Raw genomic sequence first — 12585 nt, 5'->3', positions numbered from 1 at the left:
AGCGGTGATTATGTGCAATATCTATTTTTCCGAATCGGGTTTGTGTAGTATTTTTTTTCGGGGGTTCACCGGGGTTGGCCCCATTGAGGTCTGCAATATATCTTTACCCAGATCGGTCATGATATGGGCAAATTTCTCTTCGTAGGCCAGGAAATTAGGTTGTTGTTGCAAAGCTTGAAACTCATCATACCGGGCATCAACGAGGGCATGTAATTCTTCTCTGGTCATGGGAACAAGGGCTTTTTGAGGCTATGTCAACAAGATACTGGTATTTTTGAAATGCACCCAATACTTGCTAGGCCAAAGAGCGGAGAAATGGCCATTGGTTTTGGAGGATATTTATTTAAGTCTGATTCAATTCGTACCCAGATTCAAAAGGAGTCACAAGGTTCTAAGGTGTTAAGTATTTCGGCAAAAAGATTATCGAACATTACTTTGTCAGGCCCTACAATAACGGAACAAAAAAAGATTGTAGAATTTTTTATTGCTCTTGATACTAAAATAGAAATACTACAGAATCAGAGGGATTCAACAAAATCATTTAAAAAAGGTCTTCTCCAACAGCTTTTTGTTTAATCCGGTATGGCCACACAATCCGAACAGGCGTTAGAAGAAAACCTTATCCGGCAATTAGTTGGTTTGACCTATAAGCAGGTAATTATAAAGGACGAAGCCGATTTACTAGCCAACCTCAAAAGCCAGTTAGAGAAGCACAACGGCGTACAACTGTCTAATGATGAATTTGCCGTAGTCTTAAACCACCTCAACAAAGGCAACGTCTTTGAAAGGGCCAAAATCCTACGGGATAAAATGCAGCTTACCCGGTCTGATGGGAGTAGCCTGTATATAGAGTTTATCAATCAGGAACATTGGTGTCAGAATCAGTATCAGGTTACCAACCAAGTCAGTATTGAAGGCACATACAAAAACCGGTACGACGTAACCATTTTAATCAACGGCTTGCCGCTGGTACAAATCGAGTTGAAACGGCGGGGGCTGGAACTCAAAGAAGCCTTCAACCAGACCAACCGCTATCAGCGGCATTCCTATTCGGCGGGGTTCGGTCTGTTCCAGTACGTGCAGTTGTTCGTTATCAGCAACGGGGTAAATACCAAGTATTACGCCAACAACCGCAAACAGTCGTTTAAGCAGACGTTCTATTGGTCCGATGTGGAGAATAAGCCCATCAAGCAGTTAGAAGCCTTTGCCCAAACGTTTCTGGAGCCGTGCCACCTCTCCAAAATGATTACTCGCTACATCGTATTGCCTACTACCAACGTGCTGATGGTATTCCGCCCGTATCAGTATTACGCCGTAGAAGCTATACTGGAGCGGGTAAAATCAGGCAATAAGAATGCCTACATATGGCATACCACTGGGAGCGGTAAAACCCTTACCTCATTCAAAGCCAGCCAGCTACTCAGTGCCGTAAAAGAGGTACACAAGGTCGTTTTTGTGGTTGACCGCAAAGACCTGGACTACCAGACACAACGCGAGTTTGACACCTTCGCCAAAGGCAGCGTCGATACCACCAAAGACACTAACGCGCTGGTTGCACAGTTTACCAATGATACTAAAATCATTGTTACCACTATTCAGAAGCTGAACACCGCTATCAGCAAAACTCGGCACCTCAACAAGATGGATGCCCTAAGGGATAAGCGGATTGTCTTTATTTTCGATGAGTGCCACCGCTCACAGTTCGGCGAAACCCACAACCGGATTAAAGCGTATTTCCATAACAGCCAGCTTTTTGGCTTTACCGGTACGCCCATTTTTGCGGCCAATTCGGTCAAGAACGAGTTAGGCAAGCGCACCACCAAAGAACTATTCGGGGATCAGCTACCCAAGTACGTGATTACCGATGCCATTCGGGATGAGAACGTATTAAAGTTTTCAGTCGAGTACATTGGCCGCTATCGACAGAAAGACGACAGCCGTACCGAACTGGATATTAACGTAGAAGCCATTGACACCAAAGAGTTATTGGAGTCAGAAGACCGGCTGGAAAAGATTGTTGATTACATCATAGCCAACCACAGCCGGAAAACCCACAGTAAGGAGTTTTCGGCCATGTTTTGCGTCAGTAGTGTCGATATGCTGATACGCTATTACGACCTGTTCAAACGCAAAAAGGCCGAGGGCAAGCATACCTTACGACTAGCTACTATCTTTTCGTACACCGATAACGAAGAGGACAAAGACGCAAACGGCAACATTCCCGACGACGACGTAGAAGTACCAGAGGGGGCCAACATTAACACCCACAGCCGGGATAAGTTAGACGAATACATAGGGGATTACAACGCCCTGTATGGCACCAAATACAGCACCAAAGACAGCCAGTCTTTTTACAACTACTACAAGGACATTGCCAAGCGGATGAAGGAACGGGAGAAAGAAGGATTTCTGGACACCGACCGGGTTGATATTCTGTTAGTGGTCAATATGTTTCTAACCGGGTTCGATGCCAAGAAACTCAACACCCTGTACGTAGATAAGAATTTACGCTATCATGGGTTGTTGCAAGCCTTTTCCCGTACCAACCGGATTATCAATGAGCAGAAATCACAAGGCAACATCGTTTGTTTCCGCAACCTAAAAGCCAATACGGATGAAGCCATTACGCTGTTTTCCAACAAAGAAGCCATTGAGGATATTATCATGCAGCCGTACGAAGACTACGTACAGAAGTTTGATACCGCTTACCAAAAACTGATTGCCCTAACCCCTACCGTTGACAGTGTTGACGACCTACCGAGTGAGGTAGAGGAACTGGCATTTGTTCAGGCGTTCCGGGATCTTATCCGGCTGAAAAATATTCTATCCTGCTTTAGTGATTTCAGCTTTGACGGGCTGCAAATGGATGAACAGGACTTTGAAGACTACAAAAGCAAGTACTTAGACCTGCACGAAAAAGTAAAAACCAGTAACCACAAAGAGAAAGAAAGCATCCTGAACGACGTTGATTTTGAACTGGAATTAATTCAACGGGATGAAATCAATGTAGCCTACATACTTAGCTTACTGATGAACCTGAAAGCGGCCAAACCAGCCGACCAAGCCAAACAAAAGGAAACCATTCAAAAGATGCTTGCCAGTGAAGTACAGCTACGCAGCAAGCGCGAATTGATAGAAAAGTTCATAGCCGAAAACCTACCCGGCATTGCCACCGCTGATGAGGTGCCCAAATCATTCGATGAGTACGTACAGGCCGAACGTAACAAAGCACTGGATAAACTGTCAGCAGAAGAGAACCTGAATAAAGACGGGCTGCAAAAAGTAATCAGTGATTACCTTTTCACTGAACGTGCCCCGCTCAATGATGACATAGTAAAAATCCTGAATGAGAAGCCCAAACTAATGACCCGCAAAACCATTGCCGAACGGGTAAAAGAAAAGATACTGGATTTCATAGATACCTTTTTCAACGGCATTCCCGATGTGGAGTAAAGTCAAAAAATCACTAAAAAAAAATGGAGAGAACTTTACGTATTGCGGCTAACATATCAACAATTGTCAGTATTCTTGTTTTTGTGTATCCTCTTACACAACATGAAACTTTGACATTCACTTTTATCCAAAAGCTATTTATAGCTATAAGCTTAGTAATATGTGCAGGTTACGTAATCCATGAAATAATATCTGCACCCAAGAAATACAAGACTGAACTCGAAATAAATAATTACATGAAAAATTGGATAAAAAAACCTGGTAGAACTGTTATTTTTACTCGTGATATGAGTTGGGTTAATAATCGAGAAATAGAAAACGACCTAATGAATAAATCTCGTAATAGAGAGCTAATCATTTGCCTTCCAAAACATACCTTATTCACCAGTGTATTAGTGCAGGAGGGTGCAGAGATTTACACCTACGAACACTTAAATTTCACTCCAAAATCTAGATTTACATTTATAAATTATGGCTCAAATAGTTCTAAAGTTGCCATTGGTAGAAAAGATGATGATCATAATCATATAATTACAGAATTTACAACTAAAGACACGATTGAATACTTTCTAGCTGAAGATTTGGTGAACGTGTTAAAAAGCATGTAATATGAGCATTGAAGAAGAATGGAATAGAATAGCCCATGCTAGATTAATAGATAGACTTAATGGAAATGACACTAGTTATAATGATGTGTTACTTCCTAAAATGTGTAATAGAGTAAGTGAATTAAAAGACTCAACTATAAATATACTAGATTTTGGATGTGGAACAGGTGAGTTAACTTACGAAATTTCGAAAATAGGAAAGAATATCTGCGGTTTAGATATAAGTAAACATTCAATTGAATTAGCGAGAAAATATTTTGAGAATGAAAATTTATACTTTGTTGATAAATCACTATTTGAAACGAATTTCTCTTTCAAATTTGATATTATCATTGCTAATATGTCCTTAATGGATATAGATAATATTGAAATTAACTTTTCTGAAATTTGTAGAAACTTAACAGTTGGCGGAAAAATTCTAATAATAATAACACATCCTGCTTTTTGGCCAATATATTGGAATTATTGTGATGATAATTTTAGTTATATTCAAGAGAAAAAGATTACTAAAACTTATAAAACTAGCAATACTGTTTTTGAAGGTTTTAAAACAAGTCATTATCATCGTCCAATTAGTGCTTACTTTAATCTGTTTAAGGAAAATAAACTAAAATTACTAGACGTTCAAGAGTTGAGAAATTCTAAGGATAAACATTGGTATCCAAGATTTATGTATTTTGAATTAGAAAAATAAAATCCATTATCACTAATTTTACGTTATAGACATTATCTTGAAAGTTTAAATTCAATACCTATATAATTAAAAGCATATAATTAGAATTTACGTTTTAATTCTGCCACTTCATAAGTCTACAGCACATTGCCCTTTTCAAAGAGAGAGCAATGAAATAATTCATTGTAAAATGCTTTATATCGAACTTCAATTTTATCTATTTTCTCTATATTAGAGGTGAAATAGAGAAAAATATGAAGTTTGAAAAGGGACGCGATAAAACAGGAGGGCGCGAATCTGGAACCCCGAATAAAGCCCCGAAGGAACTACGGCACCAATTACAGGCCATCGTACAAACAGCCTTAAATGAATTACCTGATACATTGGCCGCAATGGAACCCACCGACCGGGCGCGAATGCTTACCGCCCTACTGCCTTACGTGATGCCCAAACTAAACAGCGTTGAACTACGGGCCGAATTAAAAGAGGATGAGCCAAAGAAAGGTTTACCGCCCTGGCTGGGAGTAGCAGCCAGTCAACATGATTCTAATTTCCACCCTGAAAACGAACGGCACAATGGTATTTGAGAAGGGACGCGAAAAAACGGGAGGGCGTAAACCCGGCAGCACCAATAAAGCCACCACCGATATAAAGAGTAAGATTGCTACGCTGATAGATAGTCAGTTTGACGCGATCACTACCGACCTGGAACAGTTGGAGCCAAAAGACCGGGTAACGGCTTATCTGAAGTTTCTGGAGTACGTACTACCCAAACAGCGGGAACAGAAAATAGACCTATCCACCCTGACAGACGAACAGGTAGACGACCTGCTAAACAGGGCAATGGATAAACTGGATTGATGCCATGAACAGAGCCGAACGCGCCCGAAAAATAGCGGCACTTAATCAACTCTTGCAGGGTAACGATAAGCCCGCCCGCGCTCTATACCCGTCTATTGAATGGGATAGAAGCCAATACAGCGATGAGGATATTTTAGCCTTCAAAGCCATACAGCGGTTCGGCTTCTATGCAGCACTGAAAGAGTCGTCAGTCGATGACAATGAATAGTATTTTCTCCAACACATCAGCCCTTAACGTGATGAACCGAAACGAGAAGCTGAAAATATTACAGAGTTCTTTGCAGGGGCAAACAAATCAATTACAGCAGCTACACCGGGAACGGCGTAAAAAGTCAATGCCCTATCTGGAAGCACACGCCATTATTGATGCCCATAATTGCCCGCCCGAATTATTAGACATAACAGTACTATACGGTGAAATAGATGAAAGGCCATTTCTACAAAAGCATTTACGTGACTGGTTAAAGCTACTGAACGAGTTAGGCAAGATAAACCAGTACGGTGACGATTTGGCAACAGGCTTTATTGATGCCAAAGACAGCCAGTACGACGCGGTAAAACTTAACCTGATTAAAATCAGGAGCCGTGATTTTTCATACTGGAATCTGCCTGATATGACCATCGGAGATTTACGGGCCTATTACAATCAAAGTGAAGCATCTTGTAGTAATTCGTTTATCCTGCTAATGTTCGATACCGATATGAGCCAATACACCCGCTATACCAAATTTCTAAAGTCAGCATGAACCGAGCCGAAAAGATAGCCTTGCTGACAAGTGTGCTACAGCAAGGTAACAGCCATACCAACCGCCAACGCTTGCAGCGGGTTAGGGAGAACGCCCCCCGGTCACTGGTTATCATTGACGATCTGGATTTTGAATTAGGCCAACCAATGACTGACACAGACCCGGTACATTTTAAGGATAAAGGGCAGGAGCATCAAATGACGTTGGGCGAAGCCTACCAGTACGCCCGTCGTTACAGTATTCGGACGTTGATTGTTTTACCGGCCAAACAAACCATCTAAGCCTATGCCACTGCTACCCACCCGCGCCGAAAAACTAGCCCTGCTTTCTAAAATCGTTGTCGGCAAACTTTCCGCTAAAGAAGTAAGCGATCTGCGAAAGAGCCGGGAGCCGCTTTATATAACGATGGATTTAAGCGATGGTGAAGGCACACCGGATGAGGACGACCCAACTTATCATATTGAGATTTGGGACAACTGGCAACAAACGCGCTGTTATTGGAAATATGCTGACGGTCGAATCGAAGACACTAAGTAAAGGAAGCGTTTACAGACCGTTTTCTTTTCGGAAAATCCAGATAAGGTTTAGCAATCCTTTTTCATAGTTCAGACTGTAGTTGTTACCCCAAGTCAAGTTTTCTCCTTTTTCTAGTGCTATTTCAATTTCAGTACTTAAGCTTATGCTATACCTAAGATTGTGAAATTCATTGAGAAGCATATTTGTCAATATGATTTTGGTAGGGCTGTAGTCATCACATGTAGTATGAGACTTGATACTCGCTTCAAAAATGTCAAGGTCTTCTTCAGGAATGTAAATCATGAGTTTGTGGATTTATGGTTATGACATACTAACGCTTAGAAGACTTCACAGCGTTCATTACTTATAGTTGGCGTTCATTAACAGAAGACGTATATATCTACTTTCCACTTTATGACTTTCTCGAATTACCATACCAAACGGCAATTACTATCCGACCTGTTAACAGGGAAGACCGACGCTTTACGAGCCTATCAACGGCAACAGGCAGTTTGTAGTTTTCCTTTTCGATGGGTAATTGATGCCAGAGCCGTAAGCGAAGGAATTAGGGCTATTGGCAAGCAGGGAGAAAATACCCCGATGAGTGAACAGGAGTTTGAGCAATTACCCCAAACTGCCCCTATTTGGAAGATTATTGACTTTACAGGCGGGTTAATTCCGCCCGGTATTGATGAATGAGACAGGGGGCATAATTGGCCCACTTTCTACGTTTAATCAAGCCAATTTGCCTAAACGCATTGCACATTGCATTGCACACGACATAAAAAAAGCACTTAGTTTATTTACTAAGTGCTTGATTATCAGGAGCCTCCTATAGGACTTGAACCTACGACCCCTTCATTACGAATGAAGTGCTCTACCAACTGAGCTAAGGAGGCTTTGGGGCATTTTGAGATCGCAAAGATAGCGGAATCATAATATATCAGGCAAGGAAACGGGCGTTTTTTCTTAATTTTGCCCCATGATTTCCATTACCAACCTGTCTTATTACTTAGGCAGCCGGGCACTTTACGAAAATGCCTCGCTGCATATTAAGCCTAACCAGAAAATTGGCCTTATCGGTCTGAACGGAACGGGCAAATCGACGCTACTGCGCATCATCAACGGCGATTACCAGGCCGACGGTGGCACTATATCCAAAGCGGGTGATGTAACGCTGGGCTTTCTGAACCAGGACCTGCTCAGTTACCAGACCGACGATTCCATCCTGTCGGTGGCCATGCAGGCGTTTGAGCGACAGAACAAATTACAGGTTCAGATAGACGAGGTACTCCACGAAATGGAGACCAACTACCACGATGAACTGGTCGATAAACTTGGCAAACTTCAGGAAGAATTCGAAGCACTCGATGGGTACACCGTACAGTCGCGGGCGGAAGAAATCATGGAGGGGCTGGGCTTCTCGACTGAGGACCTGCAAAAGCCACTCCGGCAGTTTTCGGGAGGGTGGCGGATGCGGGTGATGCTGGCGAAACTGCTGTTGCAGAAGCCATCCCTGCTGATGCTCGATGAGCCGACCAACCACCTTGATCTGCCTTCGATTCAGTGGGTAGAAAAGTACATTCAGACCTACGAAGGGTCCGTCATCGTGGTTTCGCACGACCGAGAATTTCTCGATAACGTGATCGATGTAACGGTGGAAGTCGCCAACGCCAAACTGAATTATTACGCCGGTAATTACTCATTCTATCTGGAGGAGAAAACCCTGCGCAACGAAATTCAGAAAGGTGCCTTCGAAAATCAGCAGGCCAAAATCCGGCAGACGGAGCGGTTCATCGAACGGTTTAAAGCGCAGGCAACCAAAGCCAAACAGGCGCAAAGCCGGGTAAAACAATTGGCCCGGATGGAACGTATCGATGATGTAATCGACGAGTCGGCGCGGGTAAACTTTAAATTCCAGTTCTCCACCCAGCCTGGTCGTCATATTCTGCACCTCGACGATATTTCGAAGGCGTATGGTCCGAAAAAGATTCTGACCCATGCCGATATTCGGCTCGAACGGGGTGATAAAGTCGCCCTGATTGGTGCCAACGGAAAGGGTAAATCTACGTTGCTCCGTATCATTTCGGGGTCGGAACCGGTCAGTGATGGGCAGCGTCAATTGGGGCACAACGTATCATTCAGTTTCTACGCTCAGCACCAGCTGGAGTCGTTGAGTGTAGATGATACATTGCTGGAAGAACTCAAACACGCTAATCCGAACAAAAGTGAAGGCGAATTGCGCGGGGTACTGGGTTGTTTCCTGTTTTCAAGCGACGATGTTTTTAAGAAAATTAAAGTGCTGTCGGGGGGAGAGAAGTCGAGGATAGCGCTGGCAAAGGTTCTGCTGTCGCAGGCAAACTTCCTGCTGCTCGACGAACCGACCAACCACCTCGACATGCAGTCGGTGAATATCCTGATTCAGGCGCTGGAGCAGTATGAGGGTACGTACGTTGTGGTTTCGCACGACCGCTACTTCGTGTCGCAGATTGCCAATAAAATCTGGTACATCGAAGATGAACAGATAAAGCAGTATCCGGGCACTTATGACGAGTATGAGTGGTGGATGGAAGAGCGTAAAGCCGATGCGTTGGCAGGGCAAAAAGCGGAAAGCAAAGGGCAAAACAGCAACGGAAACGGCGCTGCTCCTAAGCCCCTCGTTCCGAGCCCCCCGCCCAGGAGTGGTAACGACGACGAGCGGAAAGAGTGGCAGCGTACACTAAAGCGATTGAGTCAGCAGGCCGAAGAGTCCGAACATAAAATTGGTCAGCTGGAAGAACGTAAACAACGGCTTGAAACCGAACTCGCCGACCCGGCTACCTACGGCGACGATAAACTGATGCAGGCTAAAAACGACGAATACCGGCGGGTAACGGCGCAGATCAGTCAGCTTCAGGACGAGTGGGAAACAGCCATGCTTGAAGCCGAAGAATGGGAAAAGAAACTGGCCTGACAGGCTGACTACCCATCGCGTAATACCAAAGCCAGCCTATAAGACAGGTTGGCTTTGGTGTTTATTGATCGTACGAAAATCCCTTCTGGGGTACTTCCTTCGGTGTGGTCATTCCTGGTACTAATTCATGATGTTCGAATGATTGATTTACCGTTTGGCGGATACCTCTGCAGATGCTATCGAGAGGAAGATCGTTTGCGTCCATACCGAACGGGTTCTCTATTTCTTCGGCAATAATTTCAAGACTGGCCAGCACATAAAATACGAAGACAACCAGTGGGATAATTAGAAAGTGCAGGTTGGAAACGTACCCGAACGGTAGCGTAAGGCAGTAGACGAAGATGAATTTTTTGATGAATGAACTGTACGAGAATGGAATCGGGGTATTCTTTATTCGCTCGCAGGCACCGCAAATATCCATCAGTGACTGCACTTCGGCATTGAGCAGCAACAGGTGTTCGGGTATCAAAATACCCTGTTTTTGCAGAGTGTGAATTTTGCCGAAAATAGCCAGGGCAATCTGTTGCGGGACGTGCTCGTCCAGCCGCAGGTTCGACAGGCCGAAGATATCACTGTTGATAAACTCTTTTTCTGGTGAATGATACCGCAGGTGATTCTTCAGTACGTAGGGGAAATTAGCAATCATCAACTGGAAAAACTGGCGTGACTGGGTATGCTCATCATCCAGTAACTGGTCTAGTTTGAGCGCCAGGTTCCGGCTGTTATTCACCAGGCTTCCCCACAGTTTTCGCCCTTCCCACCACCGGTCGTAGGCGGTGTTGGTTCGAAACACCAGTAGCAATGAAATAACGAAGCTTAGCAGCGTGTGCATAAGCGATAAATTCTTCAGATGGACGTTATCGCTTAGGCCCATTCGTTCAATGATATACACGACGATAAACGAATAAATGCCTATGCCAATCAGAGCAGGGAGCAGTTTTCGAACTGTATCGGCCCGGTTGAACGTGATAATAAACCGGGCCCAATCTTTCGGGTTATAGTTAATCATGGCTGTACTGCGTTGAACAAGCTACAATCATACCGGATTTTAACTGGCTTGTCAACGGGTAGAATCCGATTACCGTTGACTGTTGCGTATAATTGAGTTGATTTTACAGCGTTTAGGTATCAACATACTATTAAAACCGATTGAATGCGTATTTCTTTCTTTTCTTTTCTCCTGGTATTTCTCAGTCTCTGTTCCTTTTCTTTAGCTCAGGAACTGGAAACCATCGACCATATTTATGACCCTAAAGTGGAAACGGTACTCCTTTTTCCGCAGGTGAGCACGAACCCGGTCGGTCAGAATGCCGCATCACCGGCTCTGACACTCAATCCCCCCGTAATTTCGCAGGATGAGCAGGTGCCACTACAACTTGAATTTGATGATCTGACGGCCAACTACCGCTCATTTCGCGCCCGCATTATCCACTGCAATGCCGACTGGCAACGGTCAATCCTGAACGACATTGAATTCACCTACGAATACAATGACAACCCCATTACGGATTATCAGATTTCTATCAACACCAAAATCCCGTATTATCATTACCGGTTTACCCTGCCCCGTCTGAAACTGCCGGGCAATTATGTACTGGTGGTATATGACGAGCGGAACCGGAACAATATCATCTTTACGCGCCGGTTTAGTACCTACCAGAACCGGCTCCTTGTGGCAGCGGCTGTGCGTTTTTCATCGGCTCCCGACCGGCAGTTTACCGACCAGCAACTCGATATATCGATCAACTACCGAGGGTATCAGGTTATTTCGCCCCAGGATGATTTTAAGGTCGTGATCCGCCAGAATTTCCGCGACGACCGAACCCTGACCGGCCTGCGCCCCACCAATGTTCAGGCGTTTGACCAGGTACTCGAATACCGGCTGATTGACCTGAGTAATACCATGCCGGGAGGAAATGAATTTCGCTTTTTTGATACCCGAACCGTCCTTTCCCGCGCCAACTACATTGATCGAATCGACCGGCTCGCCGACCGTAATATTGCTTACGTGCAGGTCGACAAGCCCCGTAACCAGGGAGTGTACATCCAGAGTGATGATTTCAATGGTCAATTCGTGATCGACCACCGCGAAACGGGCAACGGAGCGACTTACGCGGATTACATCGAAACGATTTTTACCCTCAAAATCCCGGAAGTGCCTGACTTCAATGTGTACGTAAATGGCGCGTTCAATTTCTGGCAACTGAATGACCGCAACCGAATGAACTACGATGCATTGCTGGGGGCGTACCGGGCATCGGTTCTGTTGAAGCAGGGTGTTTACAATTACGATTACACCGTCATGTCGACCAGTCCACAAAAAAAAGTGGATGAGAACTACATAGAGGGTAGTTTCTCATCCACTGAAAATGACTACGAAGTATTCGTCTATCACCGTCCCCCCGCTTCCCGCGCCGACCAGTTGGTAGGATACCGGCGGGTGAGTGTCAATCAGCGCAAATAATTGGGTTTCCCCTGTTCCAATAGCCCACGGTTTATTGATTTGATGTAAATAACCGCCGGATTGCGACCACCCCCAACCCCCTCCTAAAACAGGAGGGGGCTACGCTGAAGGGTTCCCTTTTTCAAGTCCCCTCCTGTTTTAGGAGGGGGTTGGGGGTGGTCGCAATCCGGCGAAAAAGCGATTGTTGGTTCGGCGGTTAATTAATTCAAATCAATAAACCGTGGGCTATTGGAACAGGGGAAACCCACGAAAACTATGCACTGTGCAGAAATTCCATAATATCGCCGTCCTGTACGATGTATTCTTTGCCT

The 12585-nt window shown here is 44.6% G+C and carries 16 protein-coding genes and 1 tRNA gene; 13 read left to right on the top strand and 4 right to left on the bottom strand.

What is annotated here, in order from left to right:
- Positions 1–21 precede the first annotated feature (21 nt).
- Positions 22–228 carry a hypothetical protein gene (locus B157_RS0106630; protein ID WP_020602294.1) on the bottom strand — a complete coding sequence of 69 codons (207 nt, stop codon included), beginning with the start codon at positions 226–228 and terminating at the stop codon, positions 22–24.
- 51 nt (positions 229–279) lie between these two features.
- Between B157_RS0106630 and B157_RS0106625 the strand changes: the two genes are divergently transcribed.
- From B157_RS0106625 to B157_RS0106580, 10 genes are all read left to right on the top strand, one after another.
- Positions 280–576 (top strand): restriction endonuclease subunit S, encoded by a 297-nt coding sequence (locus tag B157_RS0106625; RefSeq protein ID WP_020602577.1) that lies wholly within the window; start codon positions 280–282, stop codon positions 574–576.
- Positions 577–582: 6 nt separating this feature from the next.
- Positions 583–3453, top strand: coding sequence for a type I restriction endonuclease subunit R (locus tag B157_RS0106620; RefSeq protein WP_020602576.1), 2871 nt, complete (start codon positions 583–585; stop codon positions 3451–3453).
- 23 nt (positions 3454–3476) lie between these two features.
- Positions 3477–4061 carry a hypothetical protein gene (locus tag B157_RS0106615; RefSeq protein WP_020602575.1) on the top strand — a complete coding sequence of 195 codons (585 nt, stop codon included), beginning with the start codon at positions 3477–3479 and terminating at the stop codon, positions 4059–4061.
- A 1-nt stretch (position 4062) separates the two neighbouring features.
- Complete coding sequence (locus B157_RS0106610; RefSeq protein ID WP_020602574.1) at positions 4063–4755, top strand: class I SAM-dependent methyltransferase; 693 nt, start codon at positions 4063–4065, stop codon at positions 4753–4755.
- A 233-nt stretch (positions 4756–4988) separates the two neighbouring features.
- Positions 4989–5321: a hypothetical protein gene (locus B157_RS0106605; RefSeq protein ID WP_020602573.1), complete on the top strand. Its 333-nt coding sequence runs from the start codon at positions 4989–4991 to the stop codon at positions 5319–5321.
- Complete coding sequence (locus B157_RS0106600) at positions 5311–5595, top strand: hypothetical protein (protein ID WP_020602572.1); 285 nt, start codon at positions 5311–5313, stop codon at positions 5593–5595. Before B157_RS0106605 ends, B157_RS0106600 begins: the two co-directional genes overlap by 11 nt.
- Positions 5596–5599: 4 nt before the next feature.
- Positions 5600–5803: a hypothetical protein gene (locus B157_RS0106595; RefSeq protein WP_020602571.1), complete on the top strand. Its 204-nt coding sequence runs from the start codon at positions 5600–5602 to the stop codon at positions 5801–5803.
- Complete coding sequence (locus B157_RS0106590; RefSeq protein ID WP_026308539.1) at positions 5796–6341, top strand: hypothetical protein; 546 nt, start codon at positions 5796–5798, stop codon at positions 6339–6341. Before B157_RS0106595 ends, B157_RS0106590 begins: the two co-directional genes overlap by 8 nt.
- The gene (locus B157_RS0106585) at positions 6338–6622 is read left to right on the top strand and encodes a hypothetical protein (RefSeq protein WP_020602569.1); all 285 of its coding nucleotides are present in this window, start codon (positions 6338–6340) and stop codon (positions 6620–6622) included. The genes B157_RS0106590 and B157_RS0106585 overlap by 4 nt, the downstream gene beginning before the upstream one ends.
- A gap of 4 nt (positions 6623–6626) precedes the next feature.
- A complete protein-coding gene (locus tag B157_RS0106580) occupies positions 6627–6878 on the top strand; it encodes a hypothetical protein (RefSeq protein WP_020602568.1) in 252 nt (83 codons plus the stop codon).
- Positions 6879–6887: 9 nt separating this feature from the next.
- On the opposite strand, the gene B157_RS0106575 is transcribed toward B157_RS0106580, so the two are convergent.
- The gene (locus B157_RS0106575; protein ID WP_020602567.1) at positions 6888–7160 is read right to left on the bottom strand and encodes a hypothetical protein; all 273 of its coding nucleotides are present in this window, start codon (positions 7158–7160) and stop codon (positions 6888–6890) included.
- Between the two features lie 111 nt (positions 7161–7271).
- Here B157_RS0106575 and B157_RS0106570 point away from each other — a divergent pair, with 111 nt between their 5' ends.
- Positions 7272–7556 carry a hypothetical protein gene (locus B157_RS0106570; RefSeq protein ID WP_020602566.1) on the top strand — a complete coding sequence of 95 codons (285 nt, stop codon included), beginning with the start codon at positions 7272–7274 and terminating at the stop codon, positions 7554–7556.
- Between the two features lie 127 nt (positions 7557–7683).
- On the opposite strand, the gene B157_RS0106565 is transcribed toward B157_RS0106570, so the two are convergent.
- Positions 7684–7756: transfer RNA gene (locus tag B157_RS0106565), tRNA-Thr, on the bottom strand.
- A gap of 83 nt (positions 7757–7839) precedes the next feature.
- Here B157_RS0106565 and B157_RS0106560 point away from each other — a divergent pair.
- Positions 7840–9810 (top strand): ABC-F family ATP-binding cassette domain-containing protein, encoded by a 1971-nt coding sequence (locus tag B157_RS0106560; RefSeq protein ID WP_020602565.1) that lies wholly within the window; start codon positions 7840–7842, stop codon positions 9808–9810.
- Between the two features lie 61 nt (positions 9811–9871).
- Here the strand turns inward: B157_RS0106560 and B157_RS34640 are convergent, their stop codons facing one another.
- Complete coding sequence (locus tag B157_RS34640; protein ID WP_020602564.1) at positions 9872–10819, bottom strand: bestrophin family protein; 948 nt, start codon at positions 10817–10819, stop codon at positions 9872–9874.
- Between the two features lie 144 nt (positions 10820–10963).
- On the opposite strand from B157_RS34640, the gene B157_RS0106550 reads away from it, so the two are divergent.
- Positions 10964–12274 carry a type IX secretion system plug protein gene (locus B157_RS0106550; RefSeq protein WP_020602563.1) on the top strand — a complete coding sequence of 437 codons (1311 nt, stop codon included), beginning with the start codon at positions 10964–10966 and terminating at the stop codon, positions 12272–12274.
- The last annotated feature ends 311 nt before the right edge of the window (positions 12275–12585 follow it).

It is taken from the genome of Spirosoma spitsbergense DSM 19989, assembly GCF_000374085.1.
GTDB classification, from domain to species: Bacteria; Bacteroidota; Bacteroidia; order Cytophagales; family Spirosomataceae; genus Spirosoma; species Spirosoma spitsbergense.
Note: the sequence above shows the minus strand (reverse complement) of the source record. Positions and strands in the feature narration are given on the sequence as shown.

Excerpts from the sequence above, each read along its gene's own strand:
- B157_RS0106605 (WP_020602573.1), top strand. The coding sequence starts at position 4,989 with ATGAAGTTTGAAAAGGGACGCGATAAAACAGGAGGGCGCGAATCTGGA.
- B157_RS0106590 (WP_026308539.1), top strand. The coding sequence starts at position 5,796 with ATGAATAGTATTTTCTCCAACACATCAGCCCTTAACGTGATGAACCGA.
- B157_RS34640 (WP_020602564.1), bottom strand. The coding sequence starts at position 10,819 with ATGATTAACTATAACCCGAAAGATTGGGCCCGGTTTATTATCACGTTC.
- B157_RS0106580 (WP_020602568.1), top strand. The coding sequence starts at position 6,627 with ATGCCACTGCTACCCACCCGCGCCGAAAAACTAGCCCTGCTTTCTAAA.
- B157_RS0106570 (WP_020602566.1), top strand. The coding sequence starts at position 7,272 with ATGACTTTCTCGAATTACCATACCAAACGGCAATTACTATCCGACCTG.
- B157_RS0106585 (WP_020602569.1), top strand. The coding sequence starts at position 6,338 with ATGAACCGAGCCGAAAAGATAGCCTTGCTGACAAGTGTGCTACAGCAA.
- B157_RS0106600 (WP_020602572.1), top strand. The coding sequence starts at position 5,311 with ATGGTATTTGAGAAGGGACGCGAAAAAACGGGAGGGCGTAAACCCGGC.
- B157_RS0106595 (WP_020602571.1), top strand. The coding sequence starts at position 5,600 with ATGAACAGAGCCGAACGCGCCCGAAAAATAGCGGCACTTAATCAACTC.
- B157_RS0106620 (WP_020602576.1), top strand. The coding sequence starts at position 583 with ATGGCCACACAATCCGAACAGGCGTTAGAAGAAAACCTTATCCGGCAA.
- B157_RS0106630 (WP_020602294.1), bottom strand. The coding sequence starts at position 228 with ATGACCAGAGAAGAATTACATGCCCTCGTTGATGCCCGGTATGATGAG.
- B157_RS0106615 (WP_020602575.1), top strand. The coding sequence starts at position 3,477 with ATGGAGAGAACTTTACGTATTGCGGCTAACATATCAACAATTGTCAGT.
- B157_RS0106550 (WP_020602563.1), top strand. The coding sequence starts at position 10,964 with ATGCGTATTTCTTTCTTTTCTTTTCTCCTGGTATTTCTCAGTCTCTGT.
- B157_RS0106625 (WP_020602577.1), top strand. The coding sequence starts at position 280 with ATGCACCCAATACTTGCTAGGCCAAAGAGCGGAGAAATGGCCATTGGT.
- B157_RS0106610 (WP_020602574.1), top strand. The coding sequence starts at position 4,063 with ATGAGCATTGAAGAAGAATGGAATAGAATAGCCCATGCTAGATTAATA.
- B157_RS0106575 (WP_020602567.1), bottom strand. The coding sequence starts at position 7,160 with ATGATTTACATTCCTGAAGAAGACCTTGACATTTTTGAAGCGAGTATC.
- B157_RS0106560 (WP_020602565.1), top strand. The coding sequence starts at position 7,840 with ATGATTTCCATTACCAACCTGTCTTATTACTTAGGCAGCCGGGCACTT.